The sequence below is a fragment of the Streptomyces sp. NPDC006997 genome (assembly GCF_040635175.1).
Taxonomy (GTDB): domain Bacteria; phylum Actinomycetota; class Actinomycetes; order Streptomycetales; family Streptomycetaceae; genus Streptomyces.
Window position 1 is genome coordinate 167,731 of sequence record NZ_JBEYHH010000004.1, and the last position, 26,610, is coordinate 194,340.

Annotated in this window: 20 protein-coding genes; 7 read left to right on the forward strand and 13 right to left on the reverse strand. The window is 71.9% G+C overall.

The annotated features are described in order from the left end of the window. Positions 1-102 precede the first annotated feature (102 nt). Positions 103-2,385, forward strand: coding sequence for an FtsX-like permease family protein (locus ABZ659_RS05460; RefSeq protein WP_360213722.1), 2,283 nt, complete (start codon positions 103-105; stop codon positions 2,383-2,385). A gap of 9 nt (positions 2,386-2,394) precedes the next feature. Here the strand turns inward: ABZ659_RS05460 and pgi are convergent, their stop codons facing one another. The 11 genes from pgi to uvrC all read right to left on the reverse strand — a co-directional run bounded on the left by pgi (position 2,395) and on the right by uvrC (position 16,864). Continuing rightward, entirely contained in the window at positions 2,395-4,050 is a 1,656-nt protein-coding gene (pgi, locus tag ABZ659_RS05465; RefSeq protein ID WP_360213724.1) for a glucose-6-phosphate isomerase, read from the reverse strand. Positions 4,051-4,191: 141 nt separating this feature from the next. Then, a complete protein-coding gene (locus ABZ659_RS05470) occupies positions 4,192-4,527 on the reverse strand; it encodes an RNA polymerase-binding protein RbpA (protein WP_360213726.1) in 336 nt (111 codons plus the stop codon). A 200-nt stretch (positions 4,528-4,727) separates the two neighbouring features. Next, the gene (secG, locus tag ABZ659_RS05475; RefSeq protein WP_360213728.1) at positions 4,728-4,958 is read right to left on the reverse strand and encodes a preprotein translocase subunit SecG; all 231 of its coding nucleotides are present in this window, start codon (positions 4,956-4,958) and stop codon (positions 4,728-4,730) included. 124 nt (positions 4,959-5,082) lie between these two features. Further along, complete coding sequence (gene tpiA, locus ABZ659_RS05480) at positions 5,083-5,859, reverse strand: triose-phosphate isomerase (RefSeq protein ID WP_360213730.1); 777 nt, start codon at positions 5,857-5,859, stop codon at positions 5,083-5,085. Between the two features lie 6 nt (positions 5,860-5,865). Next, positions 5,866-7,077, reverse strand: coding sequence for a phosphoglycerate kinase (locus tag ABZ659_RS05485; RefSeq protein WP_360213732.1), 1,212 nt, complete (start codon positions 7,075-7,077; stop codon positions 5,866-5,868). Between the two features lie 134 nt (positions 7,078-7,211). After that, a complete protein-coding gene (gap, locus tag ABZ659_RS05490) occupies positions 7,212-8,219 on the reverse strand; it encodes a type I glyceraldehyde-3-phosphate dehydrogenase (RefSeq protein ID WP_360213734.1) in 1,008 nt (335 codons plus the stop codon). A 268-nt stretch (positions 8,220-8,487) separates the two neighbouring features. Continuing rightward, entirely contained in the window at positions 8,488-11,442 is a 2,955-nt protein-coding gene (locus ABZ659_RS05495; RefSeq protein WP_360213736.1) for a M14 family zinc carboxypeptidase, read from the reverse strand. A 181-nt stretch (positions 11,443-11,623) separates the two neighbouring features. After that, complete coding sequence (gene whiA, locus ABZ659_RS05500) at positions 11,624-12,613, reverse strand: DNA-binding protein WhiA (RefSeq protein WP_360213738.1); 990 nt, start codon at positions 12,611-12,613, stop codon at positions 11,624-11,626. Beyond that, positions 12,604-13,698 carry a uridine diphosphate-N-acetylglucosamine-binding protein YvcK gene (yvcK, locus tag ABZ659_RS05505; RefSeq protein ID WP_360213740.1) on the reverse strand — a complete coding sequence of 365 codons (1,095 nt, stop codon included), beginning with the start codon at positions 13,696-13,698 and terminating at the stop codon, positions 12,604-12,606. Before yvcK ends, whiA begins: the two co-directional genes overlap by 10 nt. Beyond that, a complete protein-coding gene (gene rapZ / locus ABZ659_RS05510; protein WP_360213742.1) occupies positions 13,695-14,783 on the reverse strand; it encodes an RNase adapter RapZ in 1,089 nt (362 codons plus the stop codon). Before rapZ ends, yvcK begins: the two co-directional genes overlap by 4 nt. Then, a complete protein-coding gene (uvrC, locus tag ABZ659_RS05515; protein ID WP_360213744.1) occupies positions 14,780-16,864 on the reverse strand; it encodes an excinuclease ABC subunit UvrC in 2,085 nt (694 codons plus the stop codon). The genes rapZ and uvrC overlap by 4 nt, the downstream gene beginning before the upstream one ends. 350 nt (positions 16,865-17,214) lie before the next feature. On the opposite strand from uvrC, the gene ABZ659_RS05520 reads away from it, so the two are divergent. Next, a complete protein-coding gene (locus ABZ659_RS05520) occupies positions 17,215-18,162 on the forward strand; it encodes a hypothetical protein (RefSeq protein WP_360213746.1) in 948 nt (315 codons plus the stop codon). Positions 18,163-18,196: 34 nt separating this feature from the next. On the opposite strand, the gene ABZ659_RS05525 is transcribed toward ABZ659_RS05520, so the two are convergent. Then, positions 18,197-18,622: a Rieske (2Fe-2S) protein gene (locus tag ABZ659_RS05525; protein WP_360213748.1), complete on the reverse strand. Its 426-nt coding sequence runs from the start codon at positions 18,620-18,622 to the stop codon at positions 18,197-18,199. A 229-nt stretch (positions 18,623-18,851) separates the two neighbouring features. Between ABZ659_RS05525 and ABZ659_RS05530 the strand changes: the two genes are divergently transcribed. Further along, positions 18,852-19,916: a LacI family DNA-binding transcriptional regulator gene (locus ABZ659_RS05530; RefSeq protein WP_360213750.1), complete on the forward strand. Its 1,065-nt coding sequence runs from the start codon at positions 18,852-18,854 to the stop codon at positions 19,914-19,916. Beyond that, entirely contained in the window at positions 19,913-20,824 is a 912-nt protein-coding gene (locus tag ABZ659_RS05535; RefSeq protein WP_360213752.1) for a carbohydrate kinase, read from the forward strand. The genes ABZ659_RS05530 and ABZ659_RS05535 overlap by 4 nt, the downstream gene beginning before the upstream one ends. A 66-nt stretch (positions 20,825-20,890) precedes the next feature. Here the strand turns inward: ABZ659_RS05535 and uvrA are convergent, their stop codons facing one another. Then, positions 20,891-23,830 (reverse strand): excinuclease ABC subunit UvrA, encoded by a 2,940-nt coding sequence (gene uvrA, locus ABZ659_RS05540; RefSeq protein WP_360213754.1) that lies wholly within the window; start codon positions 23,828-23,830, stop codon positions 20,891-20,893. A 224-nt stretch (positions 23,831-24,054) separates the two neighbouring features. Between uvrA and ABZ659_RS05545 the strand changes: the two genes are divergently transcribed. The 3 genes from ABZ659_RS05545 to heR all read left to right on the forward strand — a co-directional run bounded on the left by ABZ659_RS05545 (position 24,055) and on the right by heR (position 26,588). Beyond that, positions 24,055-24,741 carry a maleylpyruvate isomerase family mycothiol-dependent enzyme gene (locus ABZ659_RS05545; RefSeq protein ID WP_360213756.1) on the forward strand — a complete coding sequence of 229 codons (687 nt, stop codon included), beginning with the start codon at positions 24,055-24,057 and terminating at the stop codon, positions 24,739-24,741. A 38-nt stretch (positions 24,742-24,779) separates the two neighbouring features. Continuing rightward, entirely contained in the window at positions 24,780-25,433 is a 654-nt protein-coding gene (locus tag ABZ659_RS05550; RefSeq protein WP_360213758.1) for an MBL fold metallo-hydrolase, read from the forward strand. Positions 25,434-25,805: 372 nt separating this feature from the next. After that, positions 25,806-26,588: a heliorhodopsin HeR gene (gene heR, locus ABZ659_RS05555; RefSeq protein WP_360213760.1), complete on the forward strand. Its 783-nt coding sequence runs from the start codon at positions 25,806-25,808 to the stop codon at positions 26,586-26,588. Positions 26,589-26,610 lie beyond the last annotated feature (22 nt).

Sequence of the window (26,610 nt, forward strand, 5' to 3'; positions counted from 1 at the left end):
GGCGCACGCCCCGGCGGCCGGTCGCCGCCCCCGGCCCACCGGCGCGCCGGGGCGCCCGGCGCGGCGCGGCCGACCCGCCCCCGGCCCGAGGGGCTGACGCCGGTGCGAGCCACCCTGCGCTGGGCGCACTCCGATCTGCGGACGCACCGGGGAGAGGCGCTGTTCCTGGTACTGGCCACCGCGGGCATCGTGGTGTCCCTGCTGCTGGCCTCCGCCCTGTTCGGGTACGCCACCAACCCCTGGCAGCGGGTGTTCGCGCAGGCCAACGGGGCGCACGTGTGGATCCACACCGGCGTCAGCGCCGACGCGGGCAGGCTGGCCGAGCTGGACGGCACCGAGGCCGTGGCGGGCCCGTACCCGGTGGAGTCCACGACCGTCACCGCCCGCGGCACCCGCGCCTACGTCGAACTGCGCGGCACCCCCGGCGAGCCCGACGTCGGCCGCCCCGTCCTCACCTCCGGCCGCTGGCTGGACCCCACCACACCCGACGGCGTCGTCCTGGAGACCGGCCTCGCCCGCACCCTGCTCGCCGAACCCGGCGACGAACTCACCCTCCCCGGCACCACCCGCGCCCTCACCGTCGTCGGCGTCGCGGACAGCGCCGAGCCGCGCTACCGGCCCGGCGAGCAACCGGGCCTGGTCTGGGCGCGGCCGTCCGCCGTCCGCGCCCCCGACGGCCAGGTGACCGGGCTGCGCCTGACCGACCCCGAGGACACCGACTACGCCGTCCAGCGCGCCGTCACCGCGCTCGGCGCCGGGGCCATCGGCGAGGTCTCCACCTGGCGGCAGGCCCGCGCCGAGGCGCAGGGCGGCAACCGGCTCCTCGGCCAGGTCCTCGGGCTGTTCGGGCTCGGCGCGCTGGTCGCCGCGGGGCTCGCCGTGCACGGCGCGATCGGCACCCGGATCCGGGGGCACCTGCGGGACATCTCGGTGCTGAAGGCGATCGGCTTCACGCCCGGCCAGGTCGTCCGGGTCTTCCTCCTCCAGCACCTCGCCTACGCGCTCCTCGGCGCGGTGGCCGCCGCCTCCCTCACCCAGGCCCTCGGCGGCCGGATGCCGGGGCGGCTCGGGGACGCGGTCGCCGTGTGGCAGGGGCTGCCCGGACACACCGTGACGCTGGCGGCGGTGCCGGTGGCCGCCGTGCTGTTCATCGGCGCCACCACCGGCCTCGCCGCCTGGCGGGCGGGCCGGGTGCCGCCGGTGCCGGTGCCCCGGCCCGCCGCGCCGCCCGGCGGCGGCATGTCGGGGCTGGCCCGCCGCGCCCTCGGGGTGCGGGTGCCGCCCGCGCTGGTCCTCGGCTGGCACAAGGCGTTCGCCCGCCGCGCCCGCTCGCTGGCCGCCGTGGGCCGTCTCACGCTGCCGCTGCTGCTGATCGTGGTGGCGATGAGCGCCTGGACCACTCTGGACCGCTTCCACAGCCGACCCGAGCAGATCGGTCTGCCCGCCGCCCTCACCGTCCGCCCGGACAGCGCCCTCGACGACGCCGCGACCCGCGCCCTGCTCCGGCACGACCCCGACGTCACCGCCGCGCACCAGGGCGTGGAGGTCGCCGCGCTGGTCCCCGGCCAGACCGGCACCATCGCCCTGCGCGGCCTCGGCACCCGCGAGGACCCCTACCCGTACACCGTCACCGAGGGCCGCCCCGCGCACGGCCCCGACGAGGCGGTGGCCGGGCAGGGGCTGCTCGACCTGCTGGACGTGCGGGTCGGGGACTGGGTGCGGATGACCGTCGGGGACCAGCCGCAGATCCTGCACATCGTGGGCCGCAGCATCGAACCGGAGAACGCGGGCAAGGTCATCTCGACGTCCCTGGACACCCTGCGCGCCAACGACCCCGACCTGGAGCCCACGCTCTACCAGGTCCGCCTCGCCCCCGGCGCCGACCGGCACACGGTCGCGGACCGGCTGGCGGCGGCCGGGCGCGGCCACCTCGACGTGCACGCCGTGGCGAACCCCGCGGACGGGCTGTCGCCGCTGCGGGGCGTCGTCGTCGGTCTGATCGCCGTACTCGCCCTGATCGGGCTGATCGAGCTGCTCACCGCGATCGGCGGCACCGTCCGCGAGGGCGAGCGGGACCTGCTCGCCCTGAAGGCCATCGGCCTGTCCCCCCGCCAGATCACCGCCGTCACGGTCACCGCGACGGGCTGTACGGCGCTGGCGGCGGCGCTCCTCGGCACGGCACTCGGGGTGCCGCTGGCGCGCTGGCTGATCGACGCGCAGGGCCGTTCCAGCGGCATCGGCGCGGGGATCGCGCAGCTCCCCTCCCCCGCGCTCCTGCTGCTGTTCGGGACGGCCGCCGTACTGGGCGCGGCCGGGCTGGCGGCCCTGCCCGCGGCACGCGCCGCGCGCCGCAGGCTGGCCGACACCCTGAACTCGGTGACCTGACCCGGGGGCCTACCGGCGCCCGCGCAGCTCCCGGTACCGGTCGACGAGAGCCCGTGTGGAGGCGTCCAGGCCCGGCACGCCGGCGCCCTCGGTCAGCGCGGGCTCGACGCGCTTGGCGAGGACCTTGCCCAGCTCCACGCCCCACTGGTCGAAGGAGTCGATGTTCCACACCGCGCCCTGCACGAACACCTTGTGCTCGTACAGCGCGACGAGCTGGCCGAGCACCGACGGCGTCAGCTCGGCGGCGAGGATCGTGGTCGTCGGGTGGTCGCCCTTGAACGTCTTGTGGGCGACGAGTTCCTCCGGCACGCCCTCGGCGCGCACCTCGTCCGGGGTCTTGCCGAAGGCCAGCGCCTGGGTCTGGGCGAAGAAGTTGGCCATCAGCAGGTCGTGCTGCGCGCTCAGCTCCTCGCTCAGCTCGGCGACCGGCTCGGCGAAGCCGATGAAGTCCGCCGGGATCAGCTTCGTCCCCTGGTGGATGAGCTGGTAGTAGGCGTGCTGTCCGTTGGTGCCGGGCGTGCCCCAGACCACCGGCCCGGTCTGCCAGTCCACCTCGGTGCCGTCCCGGCCGACGTACTTGCCGTTGGACTCCATGTCGAGCTGCTGGAGGTAGGCGGTGAACTTCGACAGGTAGTGGCTGTACGGCAGCACCGCGTGCGACTGGGCACCCAGGAAGTTGCCGTACCAGACGCCCAGCAGACCGAGCAGCAGCGGCACGTTCTCCTCGGCGGGCGCGGTGCGGAAGTGCTCGTCGACCAGGTGGAAGCCGTCGAGCATCTCCCGGAACGCCTCCGGACCGATCGCGATCATCAGGGAGAGGCCGATCGCGGAGTCGTACGAGTAGCGCCCGCCCACCCAGTCCCAGAACTCGAACATGTTGTCCGGGTCGATGCCGAAGTCCGTGACCTTCTCGGCGTTGGTCGACAGGGCGACGAAGTGCCGGGCGACCGCCTCCTCCTCGCCGCCGAGCCCGTCCAGCAGCCAGCTCCGGGCCGACGTGGCGTTGGTGACCGTCTCGATGGTGGTGAAGGTCTTGGAGGCGACGATGAACAGGGTCTCCGCCGGGTCCAGGTCGCGGACCGCCTCGTGCAGGTCGGCGCCGTCCACGTTGGAGACGAAACGCACCGTCAGCTCGCGGTCGGTGAAGGCCCGCAGCACCTCGTAGGCCATCGCGGGACCGAGGTCGGAGCCGCCGATGCCGATGTTGACGACGTTGCGGATCCGCCGGCCGGTGTGGCCGGTCCACTCGCCGGAGCGGACCCGGCGCGCGAAGTCGGCCATCTTGTCGAGGACCGCGTGCACCTTGGGCACGACGTTCTCGCCGTCGACCTCGACCACCGCGTCCCGCGGGGCGCGCAGCGCGGTGTGCAGCACGGCGCGGTCCTCGGTGGTGTTGATCTTCTCGCCGCGGAACATGGCGTCCCGCAGCCCGAACACGTCGGTGGCGGCGGCCAGCTCACGCAGGCGCCGCAGGGTCTCGTCGGTGACCAGGTGCTTGGAGTAGTCGACGTACAGGTCACCGACCTGGAGCGTGTACCCGCTGCCGCGCCCGGGATCGGCGGCGAACAGCTCGCGCAACCGCACCTCGCCGAGTTCCTCGCGGTGCTTGGCCAGAGCGGTCCACTCTGGCGTCTGGTCGAGCCGGGTACGGCCGTCTGCGTTCATCTGGGACTTCAGCCTTCTTTCCTGCCTGCGCACAACTGCGTTGCCTGCCCCGCTACCGCCCCAACCTAATGGAGCGGACGAGACCGCGTCGCGCCGAGACAGCCGCAGCCGGACACCTGGGTGCCCGGCCGCTGTGAAGTCCTAGATCTCTCCCCGCAGTTTGGCGAGCGCCTCGGCGAGGATCGCCTCGCCGTCCGCGTCGCTGCGGCGTTCGCGGACGTACGCCAGGTGTGTCTTGTAGGGCTCGGTGCGCGGCGGGGCCGGGGGGTCGTCCCGGTCCTGTCCGGCGGGGAACCCGCAGCGCGGACAGTCCCAGGTGTCGGGGACCTGTGCGTCGCTGGCGAAGCTCGGCTGGGTTTCGTGCCCGTTGGAGCACCAGAAGGAGACGCGCAGGCGTGGCGCGGACTCGCCGCGCTCGGCCTCGCCCATCGGCCCCGCCCCGACCCGGCTTCCACGGATCGCGTTGCCACTTGCCACGGTCGTAACTCCCTGCGTGATGGTGCCGCGAAGCGAGTCGGCGTTTCGCTTCGCCGCGAGCGCCTCAGTCTACGTAAGGCCCAACGCGCGTCCAGTGATTGGAGTTACAAGGCCCCACACCTAGACGCAAGCCCCATGATAGGCCGCGCTCACGGGCGCGTACCGAACATGGGGCGTTACGTGCGGAATGTGTACGTCGCTCAGCTGTCGATCTTGATCAGCAGGCCGAGCACGACGATGCAGGCGAACCAGAGGAGACCGACGACCACGGTGATGCGGTCGAGGTTGCGCTCGGCGACCGAGGAGCCGCCGACGGACGACTGCATACCGCCACCGAACATGTCGGAGAGGCCGCCGCCCTTGCCCTTGTGCATCAGCACCAGCAGCATCATCAGCAGGCTGAAGACGATCAGGGCGATCGAGAACCCCATAACCACGGCTGGACCAACTTCCTCGGATTCGGATGGACGACAGGGGCGTGGCCGTCAGGGCCACGCCCCCGCAAGAGTACGACGGATCGCTGCTAGCGCATACTCACTGGTCGCGGGTGCGCGCTCACTGGTCGCGGAAGCGGACGATCTTGACGAACTCGTCGGCGTCCAGCGACGCGCCGCCCACCAGGGCGCCGTCGATGTCGGCCTGCGCCATGATCTCGGCGACGTTGCCCGACTTCACGGAGCCTCCGTACTGGATGCGGACCTTGTCGGCCAGCTCCTGGGAGTACAGCTCGGCGACCTTGCCGCGGACGGCGGCGCAGACCTCCTGGGCGTCCTCCGCGCCGCAGACCTTGCCGGTGCCGATGGCCCACACCGGCTCGTAGGCGATCACGACGGTCTCGGCCTGCTCGGCCGGGACGTCCTTCAGACCGCCCTCGACCTGGGCCAGGGTGTGCGGGACGGCGTTGCCCGCCTCGCGCACCTCCAGCTCCTCGCCGACACACATGATCGGGGTCAGCCCGTGCTTGAAGGCTGCCTTGACCTTGGCGTTGACGATCTCGTCGGTCTCGGCGTGGTACTGGCGGCGCTCCGAGTGGCCGATGGCCACGTAGGTGCACTTCAGCTTGGCCAGCATCGGTCCGGAGATCTCACCGGTGTAGGCGCCGGAGTCCTGCGCGGAGATGTCCTGGGCGCCGTACCTGATCTTCAGCTTGTCGCCGTCGACCAGGGTCTGCACGGAGCGCAGGTCGGTGAAGGGCGGCAGGACGGCGACCTCGACGGCCTCGTAGTCCTTGTCGGCCAGGGCGAAGGCGAGCTTCTGGACGTGGGCGATGGCCTCCAGGTGGTTGAGGTTCATCTTCCAGTTGCCCGCCATCAGCGGCGTGCGCGTGCTCATGCTTGGTCAGTCCTCCAGTGCGGCGAGGCCGGGGAGCGTCTTGCCCTCGAGGTATTCGAGGGAGGCGCCGCCACCGGTCGAGATGTGGCCGAATGCCTGCTCGTCGAAGCCCAGGATCCGCACGGCCGCGGCGGAGTCGCCGCCGCCGACCACGGTGAAGCCCGGGGAGTCGATGAGGGCCTGGGCGACCACCTTGGTGCCCTCGGCGTAGTCGGGGTGCTCGAAGACGCCCATGGGGCCGTTCCAGAAGACGGTGGCGGCGTCGGCGAGCTTCGAGGCGTACAGCTTGCGGGTCTCGGGGCCGATGTCCAGGCCCTGCTGGCCCGCGGGGATGGCGTCCGCGGCGACCACGGTGGGGTGGGCGGGCGCCTTGGTCCTCAGGTCCGGGAACTCGCCCGCGACCAGCACGTCCACCGGCAGCACCAGCTCGACGCCGCTCTCCTCGGCGCGCCGCAGGTACTCGCGCACGACGGGCACCTGGTCCTCCTGGAGGAGCGAGGCGCCGATCTCGTGGCCCTGGGCCTTGAGGAAGGTGTACGCCATGCCCCCGCCGATGAGCAGGCGGTCGGCCTTGCCGAGGAGCTGGTCGATGACGGCGAGCTTGTCGGAGACCTTGGCGCCGCCGAGGGCGACGACGTAGGGCCGCTTGACGTCCTCGGTGAGCTTCTTCAGGACGCCGACCTCGGTGGCGATGAGGTACCCGGCGTAGTGCGGCAGCCGGGCCGGGAGGTCGACGGTGGAGGCGTGCGCGCGGTGCACCGCGCCGAAGCCGTCGCCGACGTAGGCGTCCGCGAGGGCGGCGAGCTGGTCGGCGAAGGCACCGCGCTCGGCGGCGTCCTTGGCGGTCTCGCCGGGGTTGAAGCGCAGGTTCTCGACGACGGCCACCTCGCCGTCACCGAGGCCCGCGACGGTGGCGGTGGCGGACTCGCCGACGGTGTCGGTGGCGAACGCCACGGCGGTGCCGAGGAGTTCACCGAGCCGGGAGGCGGCGGGGGCGAGCGAGTAGGCCGGGTCCGGGGCACCCTTGGGGCGGCCCAGGTGGGAGGCGACGACGACCCGGGCGCCCGCCTCGGCGAGCGCCTTGACGGTGGGCAGCACGGCGCGGATACGGCCGTCATCGGTGATCGTGGTGCCGTCCAGCGGCACGTTCAGGTCGGCGCGGACGAAGACCCGCTTGCCCGCGACGCCTTCGGCGAGGAGAGCGTCGATCGTCTTCATAGGAACTCCTGGACTCCTGAGCAGGGCTGTTGATCGTGGGGAGGCTGGTGGGGCCGGACGTGCGGCAGGGCTCGGGCAGTACGTTCACGCACTGCCCGAGCCCTGCTCTCACATCCGGGTCCCCGCTCTGGGGATCAGAGCTGGTTGCCGACGAAGACCGTCAGGTCGACGAGGCGGTTGGAGTAGCCCCACTCGTTGTCGTACCAGCCGATGACCTTCACGTTCTTGCCGTCCTGGACCATGGTCAGGGACGAGTCGAAGGTGCAGGACGCCGGGGCGTTGACGATGTCGGAGGAGACGATCGGGTCCTCGGTGTACTCCAGGATGCCCTTCAGCTCGCCCTCGGCGGCCTTCTGGAAGGCGGCGTTGACCTCTTCCTTGGTGACCTCGCGGGACAGCTCCAGGACCAGGTCGGTGACCGAGCCGGTCGGGACCGGGACGCGCATGGCCATGCCGTCCAGCTTGCCCTTGAGCTGCGGGAGCACCAGGGCGGTGGCCTTGGCGGCACCGGTGGTGGTCGGGATGATGTTCTCGGCGGCGGCCCGCGCACGGCGCAGGTCCTTGTGCGGGAAGTCCAGGATGCGCTGGTCGTTGGTGTACGCGTGCACCGTCGTCATCAGGCCCTTGACGATGCCGAAGTTCTCGTCCAGCACCTTCGCCATCGGCGCCACGCAGTTGGTGGTGCAGGAGGCGTTGGAGATGACGTGGTGGTTCGCCGGGTCGTACTGCTCGTGGTTGACACCCATGACCACGGTGATGTCCTCGTCCTTCGCCGGGGCGGAGATGAGGACCTTCTTGGCGCCGCCGGCGATGTGCTTCGCGGCGTCGTCCTTCTTGGTGAAGATGCCCGTCGACTCGATGACGATGTCGACGCCCAGCTCACCCCACGGGATGTCCGCCGGGTTGCGCTCGGAGAGCACCTTGATGGTCTTGCCGCCGACGGTGATCGTGTCGGCGGTGTGGGAGACCTCTTCCTTGAGGCGGCCCATGATGGTGTCGTACTTGAGCAGGTGCGCGGTGGTCGCCGTGTCACCCAGGTCGTTGACAGCCACGATCTCGATGTCCGCACCCTGCTCCAGCAGCGCGCGGAAGTAGCTGCGACCGATGCGGCCAAAGCCGTTGATGCCTACGCGGATCGTCACGAACCGATCTCCTCGTTGGTACGCCGACTCCGTTGTCGTCGGCGAGCTGTATGGGATGTCCCCGACCGCCTACGACCCTACCTCCCCGCGGCCTTCTCGGTGACATCGAAGGGGCCGTACACGGCACGGCGGCCCGTACCCGCCAGTAGGGGGTACGGGCCGCCCACCGGGTAACCCGGTTCAGGCCGGGCCACTCGGATCGCTCGCGTCGCTCGGACCAGTCGGTTCGGTCACGTGGTGTCCTGTTCCGTTGACGCGTCGGCCGGGGTCAGGCGCCGAGGGCCGCCAGCGCCTCGCCCAGCAGCGCCGAACGGTCCGCGGGCGCGGTCAGGTGCTCCAGGCCGAAGCCCAGCAGCACGGTGTCGTCCGTGGCGACGGCCCCGTACGTCTTGAACAGTTCGCCGGTGCGCTCCCAGTCCAGGACCACGGCGGGGCTGCCCGCGGGCGGCCCGGCGACGGTCCAGGGGCCGAAGGACGTCTCGAAGCCCTCGGTCCCGGTCGACGCGCCGCCGACGACGACGGAGGTGTTGTCGACGAGGACGCCCCGGCCGCCGGAGCCCGGGTCGGTGACGTAGCTGATGGACAGCTCCACCGTCTTCCCGGCGTACGCCGACAGGTCGAAGGAGAGCGCCTGCCAGCCCGCCGAGGCGCCGGTGAGGCTGTTGAAGGAGCCGGAGGTGCCGGTGGCCGTGCAGCCGCCGTCACCCAGCGTCAGATACCGCTTGAGCGCCGGGTGGGCCTGGATGAAGAACCCGGCCTCGCACTCCGCGGGCACGGTGGTGCTGGTCGCGCCCCCGGCCTCCGGGAGCGTGGTCCAGTCGTCGCCCCCGGCGGTGCGGGCCTCGATCAGGACGTGGTCGTAGTCCTCCTCCGTGTCCCAGAACATCCGGGTGCTCAGCGCCGGGGCGTCCGCGGCGCCGACCGAGGTCAGGTCGACGGTGCGGGTGAGCCGGTTCCAGGCGTAGTCGGAGTGGCGTACGGCCGCCATGGAGGCGCCCTCGAACGGCCCGTACGGGTTGACGGTGCCCGGGAAGGCGCCCGCGCCCGCGCTGGCGAACTGCGGGTACGTCGACACCGGCAGGGTGTCCGAGGTGACGCTGAACGAGCCCGCTGTGTCCAGCGGGTTGCCCGGTGCCGCGCCGAGCGCCCCGGCCGCCCCCGCGAGCGCTCCGGCGCCCTCGAAGGAGGTCACCGACGGCAGTGACGTACGGGTGTAGGCGCCCAGGTAGTACTGGCTGAAGTCGTTCGACGGGGTGCCGTCGCCGAGGTCGACGCTGCCGCCGGCCCGCTCGCCCGCCTCGACCAGCTTGCCGCCCTCGTTGAGGTAGGCGCGCAGTTCGAGCTGGGTGGCGATGCCGGGGACGGCCGCGCCGGTGTAGTGGACGACGGCGTCGAAGTGGGCGAGGACGCCGAGCGCGTCGGGGGCGCCCTGGGTGGCGACGTCCCAGACGGCCGCCTTGTGCCCGCTGGCCTTCAGCGCGTCGACGTAGGTCTGGGTCCGGGTCGCGGTCGCGCCCTCCTCGGCGACGACGAGGACGTCGGCGCGGGGCCGCTCGGCGACGGTGTAGGTGAAGTGCCCGCTGGTGGTGCGCTTGCCCTGGCGGGGCTTGCCGGTGAACCACACCTCGACCTGGTCGCCCGGGTCGCCGTCGCGGACCTTGGCCCGGTACTCGTCGAAGTGGAGGTTGTCCACACCACCGAAGGTCTCACCGCCCCGCCACGGCCGCAGCCTCATGTCGTGCGTACGGCCGCCGTTGACGCGGTACTTCATCTCCTTGTCCCGCACCGACCTGCGCACCACCACGGAGACTTCCTGGTCCGCGCCGCGGGAGTACGAGGTGGAGAACGGGACCAGCGTGAAGTCGGGCGCGTCGACGCCGACCGGGGACTTCGGCTGGTCGGGGGTGGCGGCGGTCTCGGCGACGGCGAGCGCGAAGGGGATGTTCTTCTCGAACTCCTCCTGGATCAGCTTCTCGTCGTCGGGGAAGTTGAACACCGACTGGCAGTCGGCCGCGTTCCAGGCGTCGTCGGGGTAGCGGTCGGAGGCCGTCTGGCAGGTCGACATCTCGGGGGTGAACATCCCCATGCCGTTGACGTTGGCCGCGTGGCCGTCCGCCTCGCCGTTGGTGGTGTACAGCTCCGAGGACAGCTGCGGGAGGTAGCCGGGGATCGCGGAGTTGCCGGGGGTGCCGGCGAGCGCCTTGTAGAGCACGTCGTCGGGGGTGGGCGTGGCGACCTGCCAGCCGACGCCGTAGAGCAGGAGTTGGGCGGCGGAGTGGTAGTTGATGCCGTACTCGAAGCCGATACGGCGCTCGAAGGCGTCCAGCGCCTTGGTCTCGGGCTCGGAGTTGGGGCCGGGGCCCCGGTAGGTCTGACTGGTGGGGTTGGGGGAGGAACCCTCGTCGTCGTAGCCCCACTTGTAGGCGAAGTTGCGGTTGAGGTCGACGCCGTCGCCGGTGGTGATGGCGCCGTCGCCGTTGATGTCGCGCAGGTTCTTGCGCCAGAGGCGGTTGTCCTCGTCGGCGAAGGTGTGGTCGTAGCCGTCGGGGTTGGCCGAGAGCACGAACCACAGCTCGGTGGTGTCGACGATCTTCCTGACGCGCCTGTCGGTCCGGTAGCTGTCCAGGTAGTGGTGGAGCAGCCGCCGGGTCATCTCCGGGGTGATCCACTCCCGCGCGTGCTGGTTGGACACGTACAGCACCGACGGCTTGGCGCCGTCCTTGGTCTTCCGGGCGTTCTTGGTGAGCTTCAGCGCGAGGATGTCCTGGCCGCCGACGGTCTTCCCGATGGAGACGACCTTGGTCAGGGACGGGTTCGCCTGGGCGGTGGCGAGCACCTCCTCCTTCAGGCCACCGGCACCGCCGTAGGGGCGGAACACGCCCTCGGCCGCGGCCTCCACGCGCTGTTCGGCGCGGGTGGAGAGGGTGTGCTCGGTGAGGCCGACACCCTTCTTCTCCAGCTTCCTGGCCTGCTGGTCGGTGAGGTAGACCTCGACGGTGGCGGTGCCCTTCTGGGGTACCCGTTCGCTGAGTTCGTGGCCGTCCTGACCGGCCGCCAGCAGCAGGGGTACCTGCTTCTTGGTGACCTCGGCGCGGAAGACCTTGACCTCGTCGGTGTCCCCGGCGGCCGGGGCGCCGGGCAGTGCCTGGGCGACGGGTGCGATGCCCGCTCCGGTGAGAAGGAGCGCGCCGACAGCGAGGATCGATCTCGCTCTGTGTCTCATGAACCCCCCTAGCTGTGATTCGCCACCTGGCGAATTGTGGATGCCAGGCTCATGTCAGTTCATGATCGAGTCAAGGGTGCGTCAGGGGGGGTCACTAGCGTGTTTCCTCTAGTGCGCCAGCGCCGGTGCCGACCGCTCAACTGGGTGACGGCACCGGCGTGTTCAGGGGGCTGACCGTCGGTCAGCCGACGAGGTTGTCGGCGAGTTCCTCGCTGAGGTTCGCCTCCGTGCCCGGGATGCCCAGGTCGGCGGCGCGCTTGTCGGCCATCGCCAGCAGGCGGCGGATGCGACCGGCCACGGCGTCCTTGGTCAGCGGCGGGTCGGCGAGGGCGCCCAGCTCCTCCAGGGACGCCTGCTTGTGCTCCATGCGCAGCCGCCCGGCGGCGGCGAGGTGCTCGGGGACGTCGTCGCCGAGGATCTCCAGCGCGCGGGCCACCCGGGCACCGGCGGCCACGGCCGCGCGGGCGGAGCGGCGCAGGTTGGCGTCGTCGAAGTTGGCCAGGCGGTTGGCGGTGGCGCGCACCTCGCGGCGCATCCGGCGCTCCTCCCAGGCCAGCACCGACTCGTGGGCGCCGAGCCGGGTGAGCAGGGCGCCGATCGCGTCGCCGTCGCGGACGACCACCCGGTCCACGCCGCGCACCTCGCGCGCCTTGGCGGCGATGGCGAGTCTGCGGGCGGCGCCGACCAGGGCGAGCGCGGCCTCCGGACCCGGGCAGGTCACCTCAAGGGAGGAGGACCGGCCGGGCTCGGTGAGCGACCCGTGCGCCAGGAACGCGCCGCGCCAGGCCGCCTCGGCGTCGCAGGTGGCGCCGGAGACGACCTGCGGGGGCAGCCCGCGGATCGGACGGCCCCGCCCGTCGACCAGGCCGGTCTGCCGGGCCAGCTGGTCGCCGCCCGCGACGACCCGGACCACGTAGCGGGAGCCGCGGCGCAGTCCGCCGGGCGCCATCACGATCAGCTCGGAGCTGTGGCCGAAGATCTCCAGGATGTCCCGCTTGAGTCTGCGGGCCGCCATCGCGGTGTCCAGCTCCGCCTCGATCACGATGCGCCCGCTCACCAGGTGGAGGCCGCCGGCGAACCGCAGCATGGCGGAGACCTCCGCCTTCCGACAGCAGGTCCGGGTGACGGGGAGCCGGGAGATCTCATCCTTCACCGCTGCCGTCATCGCCATGGGCCGATCCTTCCATGCATCCGAAAAATACGGTCGTACGCGGCGGCCAGCAGCTCCGGGTCATGCCGCGGAGTTCCGTCCGTCCGGGCCACCGGAGCCAGCTCGACCGCGGCCCCGAAACGCTTGGCGGCGTCCGTCAGCGAATCGCGGTCGGGCACGGCGGCCTCGTCGGCCAGCACCACGTCCAGGGCGAGTTTAGGGGCGTGTCGTCCCAAAACCTCCAAATGACGCTGCGGGGAGAAGCCCTCGGTTTCTCCGGGCTGCGGGGCGAGGTTCAGCGAGAGTACCCGGCGCGCCTTGGTGTCCATGAGGGCGTCCACCAGTTCGGGCACGAGCAGGTGCGGGATGACCGAGGAGAACCAGGAGCCGGGGCCGAGCACCACCCAGTCCGCGTCGCGGACCGCCGCGACGGCCTCGGGCACGGCGGGCGGGTCGTGCGGCACCAGGTGCACGGACTGCACCTCGCCCGTGGTGAGGGCGACGGTGGCCTGGCCGCGGACCGTGTCGATGTCCTCCGGGCGCCCCGGGTCATGGCCCTTCACCAGGGCCTGGAGTTCCAGCGGCACGGCCGACATGGGCAGCACCCGCCCGTGCGCGCCGAGCAGCTTGCCGACCAGGTCGAGCGCCTGGACGTGGTCGCCGAGCTGCTCCCACAGGGCGACGATCAGCAGGTTGCCGACCGCGTGGCCGTGCATCTCGCCCTGCGACTGGAAGCGGTGCTGGATCACCCGGGCCCAGGTCTGGCCCCAGTCGTCGTCGCCGCAGAGCGCGGCCAGCGCCTTGCGCAGGTCGCCGGGCGGCAGTACGCCCAGCTCGGCGCGGAGCCGTCCGCTGGAGCCGCCGTCGTCGGCGACGGTGACGACGGCGGTGAGGTCGCCGGTGATCCGGCGCAGCGCGGCGAGCGAGGCGGACAGGCCCATGCCGCCGCCGAGGGCGACGACCTTGGGCTGGGCACCCCGGCGGCGTGGTCGGCCGCCGCGGCCCTCGGCGGGCTTGCCCCCGCGGCCCTCGGCCGACGTCCTGCCGCCGCGGCCTTCGGGGGTGACCCGGCGCAGCCTGCTCAGCCGCAGCGTGCGTCCGGTCATTCGCGTCCCATGTCCCGGTGCACGACCACCGTCTCCACGCCCTCGGCCCCGAGGCGCGCGGCGAGCTTCTCCGACATGGCGACCGAGCGGTGCTTGCCGCCGGTGCAGCCGACCGCGATGGTCACATAGCGCTTGCCCTCGCGGCGGTAGCCGGTGGCGATCAGCTGGAGCAGCTCGGCGTAGCGGTCGAGGAACTCCTTGGCACCGGGCTGGTTGAAGACGTAGCCCGAGACCTCGTCGTTGAGGCCGGTGAACGGGCGCAGCTCCGGCACCCAGTGCGGGTTGGGCAGGAAGCGGCAGTCGACGACGAGGTCCGCGTCGACCGGCAGGCCGTACTTGTACCCGAAGGACATCACCGTGGCCCGCAGCTCGGGCTCCTCCTCGCCCGCGAACTGGGCGTCCATCTTGGCGCGCAGCTCGTGCACGTTGAGGCTGGAGGTGTCGATCACCAGGTCGGCGTCGCCGCGCAGCTCGCGCAGCAGTTCGCGCTCGGCGGCGATCCCGTCGACGATGCGGCCGTCGCCCTGGAGCGGGTGCGGGCGGCGCACCGACTCGAAGCGGCGCACCAGGGCGTCGTCGGAGGACTCCAGGAAGACGATGCGCCGGGTGACGTTCTTCGCCTCCAGGTCGGCGAGGGACTGCCGGAGGTTGTCGAAGAAGCGGCGGCCCCGTACGTCGACGACGACCGCGATCCGGGCCACGTTGCCCTGGGAGCGGGCGCCCAGCTCCACCATGGTGGGGATCAGGGCGGGCGGGAGGTTGTCCACGACGAACCAGCCGAGGTCCTCCAGGCACTTCGCGGCGGTGGACCGGCCCGCGCCGGACATCCCGGAGATGATCACCAGCTCGGGGATGGCGGCGTCGGGGACGCCACCGCCGGCGGCGGGGGCCGCCTGCTCCGTCGTCTCTTCCGTGGTGTGCGCCGCCGCCCGATCCGCGGGCTGCGCCGTCGGGTGCTGCGCGGGCTGTGGCGTCGCGTGTTCCGCGGGCCGCGCCGTCGTGTGTTCCGTGGGCTGTGGCGTCGTGTGTTCCGTGGGCTGTGGCGTCGTGTGCGCTGTCGTGTGTTCGGACTCGTGCTCGGTCATGTCTCCTGCCCCCGTCGCTCGTCCGGGGACCCCGCGGTCACGGGATCCCCCGGGGCTCCCGCCGTCGTCTCGGGCGCCCCGTCCTCGTCGTCCTCCATGATCTCTCCAGTCGCCGTGTTCACGGCCGGTGCCGCCGGGGCCGACTGGGCGAGGGCCACGGCGATCGTCTCGGCCGTCTTACGACCGATACCCGGAACCTCACAGATCTGGTCAATTGTGGCGGATCGCAACCGCTTCACCGAACCGAAGTGCTTGATCAACGCCTGTTTGCGCGTCTCACCGAGCCCCGGTACGTCGTCCAGCGGGCTGGACCGGAAGCGTTTCGCCCGCTTGGTGCGCTGGTAGCTGATGGCGAACCGGTGCGCCTCGTCACGGACGCGTTGCAGCAGGTAGAGGCCCTCGCTGCTGCGGGGCAGGACCACCGGGTCCTCCTCGTCGGGCAGCCAGACCTCCTCCAGCCGCTTGGCCAGTCCGCAGACGGCGATGTCGTCGATGCCCAGCTCGTCCAGCGCCCGTCTGGCCGCGGCGACCTGTGGTCTGCCGCCGTCGACGACGACCAGCTGCGGGGGGTAGGCGAACCGCTTGGGGCGGCCGTCGTCCTCGGTGGCGGCGGGGACGGCCGGGACCTCCCCACCGGCGTCCACGGGGCCGGGGTCGCCATCGGCCCACTCCCCGGTGCGCTCCTTCTCGGCCAGGTAGCGCCGGAAGCGGCGGGTGATCACCTCGTGCATGGACCGGACGTCGTCCTGCCCCGCGAAGCCCTTGATCTGGAAGCGCCGGTACTCGCCCTTGCGCTGCAACCCGTCCTCGAAGACGACCATGGACGCCACCACGTCGTCGCCCTGGAGGTGCGAGATGTCGTAGCACTCGACGCGCAGCGGCGCGCTGTCCAGGTCGAGCGCCTCGGCGATCTCCTCCAGCGCGCGGGAGCGGGTGGTCAGGTCGGAGGCGCGCCTGGTCTTGTGCAGGGCGAGTGCCTGCTGGGCGTTGCGCTGCACGGTCTCCATCAGCGCCTTCTTGTCGCCGCGCTGCGGGATCCGCAGGGAGACGCCCGCCCCGCGGCGGCCGGTGAGCCACTCCTGCACGGGCTCCACCGGGTCGGGCAGCGCCGGGACGAGCACCTCGCGCGGGACGGCGTCGCCGCGCTCCTCGCCGTAGAGCTGCTGGAGGGCGTGTTCGACGAGGGCGCCGGTGGTGACCTCCTCCACCTTGTCGGTGACCCAGCCGCGCTGGCCGCGCACGCGTCCGCCGCGGACGTGGAAGATCTGCACGGCCGCCTCCAGCTCGTCCTCGGCGACGGCGACCAGGTCGGCGTCGGTCGCGTCGGCGAGCACGACCGCGCTCTTCTCCATGGCCTTCCTGAGGGCGCCTATGTCGTCGCGCAGCCGGGCCGCCCGCTCGTACTCCAGCTCCTCCGCCGCCTCGGCCATCTGCTTCTCCAGGCGGCGCAGATAGGTGCCGGTGCGGCCCGCCATGAAGTCGCAGAACTCCTCGGCCAGGTCCAGGTGGTCCTCGGGGGTGATCCGGCCGACGCAGGGCGCGGAGCACTTGCCGATGTAGCCGAGCAGACAGGGGCGGCCGGTGCGCGCGGCGTTCTTGAAGACACCGGTCGAGCAGGTGCGTACCGGGAAGACGCGCAGCAGCAGGTCGACGGTGTCGCGGATCGCCCACGCGTGCGCGTACGGCCCGAAGTAGCGCACGCCCTTCTTCTTGTGGCCGCGCATCACCTGCACGCGCGGGAACTCCTCGTTCATCGTCACCGCGAGGTACGGGTAGCTCTTGTCGTCGCGGTACTTGACGTTGAACCGGGGGTCGAACTCCTTGATCCAGGAGTACTCCAGCTGGAGCGCCTCGACCTCCGTGGAGACCACCGTCCACTCCACGGACGCGGCCGTGGTGACCATGGAGCGGGTGCGCGGGTGGAGGCCCGCCAGGTCCTGGAAGTAGTTCGCCAGGCGCTGGCGCAGGCTTTTCGCCTTCCCGACGTAGATCACCCGGCGGTGCTCGTCGCGGAACTTGTACACCCCGGGGGAGTCCGGGATCTGTCCCGGCCGGGGGCGGTAGCTGGAGGGGTCGGCCATGTCCCACACCCTACTGGCGAGGGGTGACACTCCGGTCCGCCTGTGGATAACCCCCGCCAAACCGCTGTTACCGACGGTAAGCACCCTGCCCGGGGACGGCCTGTCCGCTCGCCGTGTCTCGGCCAGGAGTACGGCGCTGTTGGGCATCAGGTGTTGTCCGCACTTGGTCAACACGCTTCAATGCGGAGGAACTCGGGACCGGAGCGACGTCGTACGGCTGCGGACGGGCGTGCCCTGCCCTGCGCGCGGAACACGCGCGGGCGCGGAAGGGCCGCCGCCGACAGCGTGGTCCCGGCACCGCGTGAACGGTCTGACCAGCCGTTGTGAACCAGCAGAGAAAGGCCCCTGCCATGCCGCACGCCACGGAACCCGCGGACCTCGCCACCGCGGAACTGGACACGGTCCTGCGCGGTGGCCCGTTCCACGTCGCCCTACGCGCCGCGATAGCCGCCCGCGGACTGCCCCTCCAGCGCGTGCAGCACCATCTCTCGCGCCATGGGGTCAAGGTCGGCGTCACGAGCCTGAGTTACTGGCAGCAGGGTGCCCGCCGCCCCCAGCGCCCCGAGTCGCTGCGGGCCGTGCGCGCGCTGGAGGAGATCCTCCAACTGCCGGACGAGTCGCTGATCCGGCTGCTCGCCGACGGCGACGAGCGCCCCGCCGGACGGCAGCAGGCCACCCGCACCTACCGCTCCCTCGTCGCCGCCTCCGGCGTCCTCGCGGAGCTGCTGGCCGACCTGGACTGCCCGCCCGACGCCGGGCTGCACATGCTCGGACACCACGAGCGGGTGCGCATCGGCGCCCGCCGGGAGCTGCTGGGCCGCGAGGCGCACCACATCGTGCGCGCCCACCGCGACGGCGTCGACCGCTACGTGGCCGTCCACCACGGCGACCCCGGCTGCGCGCCCGAGCACATGACGGTGCGGGCCCTGGACAACTGCCGCACGGGGCGGGTGCGCCGGGACGACGAGACCGGGGTGCTCGTCGCCGAGCTGCTCTTCGACATCCGGTTGCGGGCCGGGGAGACCTTCCTCTTCCGGTACGGCGTCGAGGACGGCACGGCCGGTGTCTCACGCGAGTACGTCCGCGGCTTCGGCCCGGCGGGCGGCCAGTACGCGCTCCAGGTGCGCTTCGACGAGAACGCCCTGCCGGTGCGCTGCCACCGGTTCACCCAGCACTCCGCCGCCGCCCCGCGTGGTGGCCGCCAGGAGCTGGCCCTGACCCGCAGGCACCACTCGGTGCACCTGGTCGAGCCCCGGGTGCGGTCGGGGATCATCGGCATCGGCTGGGACTGGGAGTGACCGGACCCCGTGCGTGTCCGGGCCGCCGGTCCGCTCAGGCGACCGGCCCCGCGACGATCTTGCCGCCCTCGGCCCTGACCGGCAGTTCCTGAAGCGGCCGGGTGGCGGGGGGCACCACGGCCTCGCCGGTCAGCACGTCGAACTCGCTGCCGTGGCAGGGGCAGATCAGCCGCGTCCCCTCCAGCTTGTTGGCGGCGCACTGCTGGTGCGTACAGATCGTGCTGTACGCCTTGAGCGCGCCGTCCCCGCTCCGGCCCACCACCACGTTGTGCTCGGCGTACAGCTTGGCGCCGCCCTCGGCCACCTCGCCCTCCGCGCCCAGCTCGATCGGCGCGGTCGGCAGCGCGCGGGTCGCCCGGTCCGGCCCCGACGAGCACGCGGCGGCCCCCAGCCCCGCCACGGGCGTGAGCGCCGCCCCTCGCAGGACGGTACGACGGCTGGGGGTGGGGCGGGCGGACATGCGGTGCTCCTGTTCAGGTGGGTGCGAGGCGACGATAGCCGGGGCGGTCGCGCGGGAGGCGGGTGGGGGGCGGGTGGGGGGCGGGTGGGGGCCGCGACGGGGACGGATCAGGTTCCCCCGGTCGACGTAAACGCTTGCGTAAGCGTTTACGCGCGGGCGCGCCTGAGGTACGTTCGCGGCCGGACACATACGACGGCCGGGATACGACGGCCGGGGAGGGAGGTCCGCGGTGGCGACCATGGCCGACGTCGCCCGGAGCGCCGGGGTCTCCGTGGCGACGGTCTCGCACGTGCTCAACGGCACCCGTCCAGTGCTCCCCCACACCCGCCAGGCCGTCCTGGACGCCGTCGACGAACTGGGCTACACCCCCAACACCCTCGCCCGCTCCCTGGTGACCTCCCGCACCCGCTCCCTCGGGCTCGCGGTGTCGGCCATCAGCAACCCCTACTTCACGGAGATCCTCCAGGGGGTCGAGGCCAGCGCCCTGGAGAGCGGCTACGGCCTGCTCATCGCCGATCCCCACGACGACCCCCGGCGCGAGCGCGAGGCCGTCCAGCTGCTGCACGAGCGGCGCGTGGACGGCGTGATCGTCGCGCCCTCCGCCGACCCGCGCGACCTCCTCGCCTACCTCGGCCGCCACGACGTCCCGACCGTCTTCCTCGACCGGCTGGTGGACGCCACCGCCGGTCGCGCGCCGCGCTTCGACCAGATCTGCGCCGAGAACGCCGCACCGACGGCCGGGCTGGTTACCCATCTCGCCGGGCTCGGCCACCGCCGTATCGCCCTGGTCGCCGGGCTGCCCGGGCTCAGCACCACCAGCGAACGGATCTCCGGCTACCGGCGCGGCCTCACCGCCGCCGGGCTCCCCCACGACGAGCGTCTGGTGGCACACGGCGACTCCGAGGCGGCGGGCGCCGAGCGGGCCACCGTGGCCCTGCTGTCCCTGGCCGACCCGCCCACCGCGCTCGTCACCGCCAACAACGCGATGACCCTCGGCGCGCTGCGCGCCCTGCGCGACCGCGGCCTGTCCGTGCCCGGCGACCTCGCCCTGTGCTGCTTCGACGACTTCGCCTGGGCGGACCTCTTCACCCCCCGACTGACCGCCGTCGCCCAGCCCGGCAGGGCGCTCGGCGCCGAGGCGGTCCGGCTCCTCCTGGAGCGCCTCGCCACGCCGGACCGGCCCACCCGGACGGTCCGGCTGCCCTGCGCCTTCGTCCACCGCGCCTCCTGCGGCTGCCCCGACGACGGCGCGCAGCCCTCTCCCCCGCACCACCGGAAAGGAACCGCCTCGTGATCGTCGTCGCCGGTGAGGCCCTGATCGACCTGGTACCGCAGGGCACGGGCGCCCTGGCCAGCCTGCGACCGGCGCTCGGCGGAGGCCCGTACAACACCGCCGTCGCCCTCGGCAGGCTGGGCTCGCCCACCGCGTTCTGCTCCCGCGCCTCGCGCGACGCGTTCGGTGAGGCCCTGCTCGACGGGCTGCGGGCGGCGGGCGTCGACGTGTCGGCCGTGCAGCGCGGCCCGGAGCCCACCACCCTCGCCGTCGCCACCCTGGACGGCGACGGCTCGGCCGCCTACTCCTTCTACGTCGACGGCACCGCCGACCGCCTCTTCGCGGCCCCCGACCGGCTGCCCCCGGGCACCCGCGCGGTGTCCTTCGGTACCTGCTCCCTCGTCCTGGAGCCGGGCGCGAGCGCCTACGAGGAGTTGCTGCGCGCCGCGTCCGCGCAGGGCGTCTTCACCGCCCTCGACCCGAACATCCGGCCCGGTCTGATCCCGGACCCGGACGCCTACCGGGCCCGGTTCCGGAGCTGGCTGCCGTCGGTGTCGCTGCTCAAGCTCTCCGAGGAGGACGCACGGTGGCTCGGCGGCACCCCGCGCGAGTGGCTCGCCGCCGGTCCCTCGGCGGTCGTGATCACGCAGGGCGGCGACGGGCTGGCCGCGTTCACCCGGGACGGCAGGGTGCACCTCGCGCCGGGTGAGGAGGTCGCCGTCGTGGACACCATCGGCGCGGGCGACACCGTGAACGCCGCGCTGCTGCACGGGCTGGCCGGCTGGGACGCCCTGTCGCCGGGGGCGCTGGCGGAGCTGTCCCCCGGCCACTGGACCCGCCTGCTGGGCTTCGCGGCCCGCGCGGCGGCGGTCACCTGCTCCCGCGCGGGCGCGGAACCGCCGTACGCCGCCGAGGTGGGCGGCGTGTAGCACGGCGGCGGCGCCCCGCGGGGAGTTCCCACGGGGCGCCGCTCGGTACCGATGTGCCGCCCGGCGTCAGGACTTGCGGGCCGTGGCGCGGGCCGTCTTCTTGGCGGGCGCGGCCTTCTTCGCCGCCGTACGGCGGGGTGCCTTCACGGGCTCGGCGTCGCTGATGCGGTCGCCGAGGATCTCGCGCAGGAACTTGCCGGTGTGGCTCGCCGGGACCCCGGCGACCTGCTCCGGCGTGCCCTCGGCGACGACCAGGCCGCCGCCCGCACCGCCCTCGGGGCCCATGTCGATGACCCAGTCCGCGGTCTTGATCACGTCAAGGTTGTGCTCGATGACGATGACCGTGTTGCCCTTCTCGACCAGGCCGGAGAGCACCTTCAGCAGCTTGCTGATGTCCTCGAAGTGCAGACCGGTGGTCGGCTCGTCCAGGACGTAGACCGTACGACCGGTGGAGCGCTTCTGCAGCTCGCTGGCGAGCTTGACGCGCTGCGCCTCACCGCCGGAGAGCGTGGTCGCGGCCTGCCCGAGCCGGACGTAGCCGAGGCCGACGTCCTTGAGGGTGTTGAGGTGGCGGGCGATCGCCGGGACCGCCTCGAAGAACTCCGTCGCCTCCTCGATCGGCATGTTCAGGACCTCGGCGATGGACTTGCCCTTGTAGTGGACCTCCAGGGTCTCCCGGTTGTACCGGGCGCCGTGGCAGACCTCGCACGGGACGTAGACGTCCGGGAGGAAGTTCATCTCGATCTTGATCGTGCCGTCGCCCGCGCAGTTCTCGCAGCGACCGCCCTTGACGTTGAACGAGAACCGGCCGGGCATGTAGCCGCGGACCTTGGCCTCGGTCGTCTCGGCGAACAGCTTGCGGATGTGGTCGAAGACGCCGGTGTAGGTGGCCGGGTTGGAGCGCGGGGTGCGGCCGATGGGCGACTGGTCGACGTGCACCACCTTGTCGACCTGGTCGTCGCCCTCCACGCGCGTGTGCCGCCCCGGCACGCTGCGGGCGCCGTTCAGCTCGCGGGCGAGGTGCGTGTAGAGGATGTCGTTGACCAGCGTCGACTTGCCGGACCCGGAGACACCGGTGACCGCCGTGAACACCCCGAGCGGGAAGGACACGTCGATGTCCCGGAGGTTGTTCTCCCGGGCGCCGTGCACGGTGAGATGCCGGGACGGGTCCTGCGGGCGGCGGACGTCGGGCAGCGGGATGGACTTGCGGCCGGACAGGTACTGGCCGGTCTGCGACTCGGCGTTGGCGAGCAGCTCCTTCAGGGAGCCGCTGTGCACGACCTTGCCGCCGTGCTCGCCCGCGCCGGGGCCGATGTCGACGATCCAGTCCGCGACCTTGATGGTGTCCTCGTCGTGCTCGACGACGATGAGAGTGTTGCCCATGTCGCGGAGCCGTACGAGCGTCTCGATCAGCCGGTGGTTGTCGCGCTGGTGCAGCCCGATGGACGGCTCGTCGAGGACGTAGAGGACGCCGACCAGACCGGAGCCGATCTGGGTGGCCAGCCGGATGCGCTGGGCCTCGCCGCCGGAGAGGGTGCCCGCCGCGCGGTTCAGCGAGAGGTAGTCCAGGCCGACGTCGACCAGGAACCGCAGCCGCTCGTTGACCTCCTTCAGCACCCGCTCGGCGATCTTCTTGTCCCGGGCGGTGAGCTTCAGCTCGCCCAGGAAGTCCGCGCAGTCGCTGATGGACATCGCGGAGACCTCGGCGATCGACCTCCCCATGACGGTGACCGCGAGGACGATCGGCTTCAGCCGGGTGCCCTCACAGGTGGGGCAGGGCACCTCGCGCATATAGCCCTCGAAGCGCTCCCGGCTGGCGTCGGACTCGGCCTCGCTGTGCCGCCGCTTGACGAACGGGACGGCACCCTCGAAGGGCGTGGTGTAGACCCGCTCCCTGCCGTAGCGGTTGCGGTAGCGGACCTCGATCTGGGTCCTGTGGCCGTGGAGCAGGGCCTTCTTGGCGCGCTGAGGCAGCCCGGCGAACGGGATGTCCGTGCGGAAGCCGAGGGCGTCCGCGAGGGCGCCGACCAGCCGTCCGAAGTAGTCCTTGGTGTGTCCGTGCGACCAGGGGTGGATGGCGCCCTCGTCGAGGCTCTTGTCCGGGTCCGGAACGATCAGCTCGGGGTCGACCTCCATGCGGGTGCCGATGCCGGTGCACTCGGGGCAGGCGCCGAAGGGCGAGTTGAAGGAGAAGGAGCGCGGCTCCAACTCCTCGAAGGAGAGGTCGTCGTAGGCGCAGTACAGGTGCTCCGAGTACATGCGCTCGCGCTCGGGGGCGTCCTCGGGGAGGTCGACGAAGTCGAGCACGACCATGCCGCCGGAGAGACCGAGGGCGGTCTCCACGGAGTCGGTGAGGCGGCGCTTGGCGGAGTCCTTCACCGTGAGGCGGTCGACGACCACCTCGATGGTGTGCTTCTCCTGCTTCTTCAGCGTCGGCGGCTCGGAGAGCTGGATCGTCTCGCCGTCCACCCGCGCGCGGGAGTAGCCCTTGGTCTGGAGGTCGGCGAAGAGGTCGACGAACTCGCCCTTGCGCTCGCGGACCAGCGGCGACAGCACCTGGAAGCGGCTGCCCTCGGGCAGCTCCAGCACCTTGTCGACGATGGCCTGCGGCGACTGGCGGGAGATCGGACGGCCGCACTCCGGGCAGTGCGGCTTGCCGATGCGGGCGAAGAGCAGCCGCAGGTAGTCGTAGACCTCGGTGATGGTGCCGACCGTCGAGCGCGGGTTGCGCGAGGTCGACTTCTGGTCGATGGAGACCGCCGGGGACAGGCCCTCGATGAAGTCGACGTCCGGCTTGTCCATCTGGCCGAGGAACTGGCGGGCGTACGAGGAGAGCGACTCCACGTAGCGCCGCTGGCCCTCGGCGAAGATCGTGTCGAAGGCCAGGGAGGACTTGCCCGACCCGGACAGGCCCGTGAAGACGATGAGCGAGTCGCGAGGCAGGTCGAGCGAGACGTTCCTGAGATTGTGCTCGCGCGCGCCACGGACGATGAGACGGTCGGCCACGCCGGTCCGCACCTTTCTTGAGAGAAGTGACAGGGGCGGGGCCCCCGTCTTCCTCAGACTAGGGGGAGCCACTGACAACGCCGGTCGGATCCCCCGGGTTGCACAACAATCCCCGGCCTTCCACCATGCCCGACGCCACGAACGAGCTTATAGCACGTGCATTCGATTTACGGCCCGAGTCTCCTACCTTCACCCGAAGGAGTGGCGGGGCTAGTGTCAGCACCATGATTGATCACGCTCGTGACCTGGCATCTGTACATGACGCGACCGAACGGCTGCTCAGCGCTGCCGCCAAGCTGGACGACACCGCTGTGACGCAACCGTCACGCCTGCCCGGCTGGACCAGGGGCCACGTCCTCGCCCATCTCGCCCGCAACGCCGACGCCCTGGTGAACGTCCTGGAGGGGCGCCCCATGTACGCCTCGGCCGAGGCCCGGGACGCCGACATCGAGCGGGACGCCCCGCGCCCCCTCGACGTCCAGCTCACGGACGTGCGCGACACCTGGGCCCGCTTCCAGCGGGCGGCGGCCGTGCCCACGGACTGGTCCCGCACGGTCGCGCTGCGCAACGGCGTCACCGACACCGCGGCCCGGGTGCCGTTCCGCCGCTGGGTGGAGGTGGAGCTGCACCACGTGGACCTCGGCGTCGGCTATGAGCTGGAGGACGTCCCGGCGGAGTTCGCGGAGCGGGAGACGGCCTTCCTCGCCGATCGCTTCACCGGCCACCCCGACGTTCCCGCCACCCGCCTGACGGACGGCACGCACGCGTGGACGACAGGCCGCGCGGCGGAGACCCCCGAGGTGACCGTCACCGGCGCGCTCCCGGACCTGCTGGGGTGGCTGTCGGGCCGCCGCGACGGCTCGTCCCTGACGGCGACGGGCGGCGCTCTCCCGGTGCCGCCTCCGCTGTAGGGAGCTTCCGGTGCCCGCGGAGCGCATAGGCTTTCGGTATGACGTACAGCGGAGCGGTGAAGGTCGGCGGCCCGGCCGACGTGCACGAGCTGCGGGACCTGATGATCACGAAGATCGCGGTCGGCCCGATGGACAACAACACCTATCTCCTGCGCTGCCGGGCCACGGACGAGCAGCTGCTGATCGACGCGGCGAACGACGCCGACGCCCTGCTGGGCACGATCGGTGACGACGGCATCGCGTCCGTCGTCACCACCCACCAGCACGGCGACCACTGGCAGGCGCTCGCCGCGGTGGTCGCCGCCACCGGCGCCCGCACCTACGCGGGCCGTTACGACGCCGAGGGCATCCCCGTACCGACGGACGTCCTGGTCGACGACGGCGACACCATCCGGGTCGGGCGGGTGGAGCTGACCGCACGCCATCTGGTCGGCCACACCCCGGGCTCCATCGCCCTCGTCTACGACGACCCGCACGGACATCCCCATGTGTTCACCGGGGACTGCCTCTTCCCGGGCGGTCCTGGTCGGACAACACGTCCGGAAGAGTTCAACTCCCTGATGGACGGCCTGGAGACCAAGCTCTTCGACGTCCTGCCCGACGAGACGTGGATCTACCCCGGCCACGGCAACGACACCACCCTCGGCACGGAGCGGCCCCACCTCGCGGAGTGGCGCGCACGAGGCTGGTAACCGTCCGACGGCGACCGCCCCTGTTTCGGACCGAAGAGGGGGCGGTCGCGCGTTCGGGCCCGTTCCGCGCTCGGGAGCGTCACGCCCCGCGGACGGTGGCCGGCGGGAACATCGGTACGGCTGCCCTCAGCGGCTGCTCACTGCCGGTGGTGTCACGCAGCGGGTGGGGCTGGATGCGGGCACGGTGATGGAGACCGCCGCCATCCGTGGCGGCCCGTTCGTGCACGCGGTGCCCTGAGACCACCGGGTACGTCGGATTTCAGGGCGCCACTCGGGCGACTTTCCGACGGGGCGGTGGCGTGATGCCGTGATTCCCGGCCGACCGGTACGACCATGCTGACGTACCGCGGTACCAGCCAGTGGGGAGGACCTGTGGAGCGAGAGGACGGCACCTCGGTGGCCACCGGTGTCACCACCGAGCGTCTCACCGGGCTCCGCAGGTGGAACCTGGGGCTCACGCTGCTGCACCTGATCCAAGCAGTGGCCATCGTCCTGCTCGCCGGAAGCTTCTCGATCACCGTGACCTCCTCCGTCCCCGAGGGGCCACCGGGAACGGCGGCACCCGCACCGGAAGCGTTGTTCGACGTGCCGATCGGCTGGGCCGTCGCCGTCTTCCTCGCCCTCGCGGCAGCAGACCACCTGCTGACGGCGACGGTGTGCCGCGGCACCTACGAACGCGATCTCAGACGCGGCATCAACCGCTTCCGGTGGCTGGAGTACGCGCTGAGCGCAACGCTGATGGTGCTCCTCATCGGCTTCTACGCAGGCATTACCGGCCTCAATGCCGTCCTCGCCGTCGTCGGCGCCAACGTCGGGATGATTCTCTTCGGCTGGGTCGAGGAGGCGATGAACCCTCCGGGGCGGGCGAGGACCAGGATGCTGCCGTTCTGGTTCGGGACGCTGGTCGGCGTCACGCCGTGGGTCTCGATCGCGTACAACACCGCCGCGGCCGAAACCGTCCCCGGCTTCGTGTACGGAATCGTTCTCGTCCAGGCCGCCCTCTTCTTCAGCTTCGGTCTCAACCAGTGGCTCCAGTACCGCGGAGTCGGCCGGTGGTCCGACTACGCATACGGCGAAAAGGCCTACCTGGTCCTCAGCCTCGTGGCGAAGTCACTCCTGGCGTGGCAGATCTTCGCCGGCTCGCTGGCCGACTGAACCTCTACGACATTACGCGCGG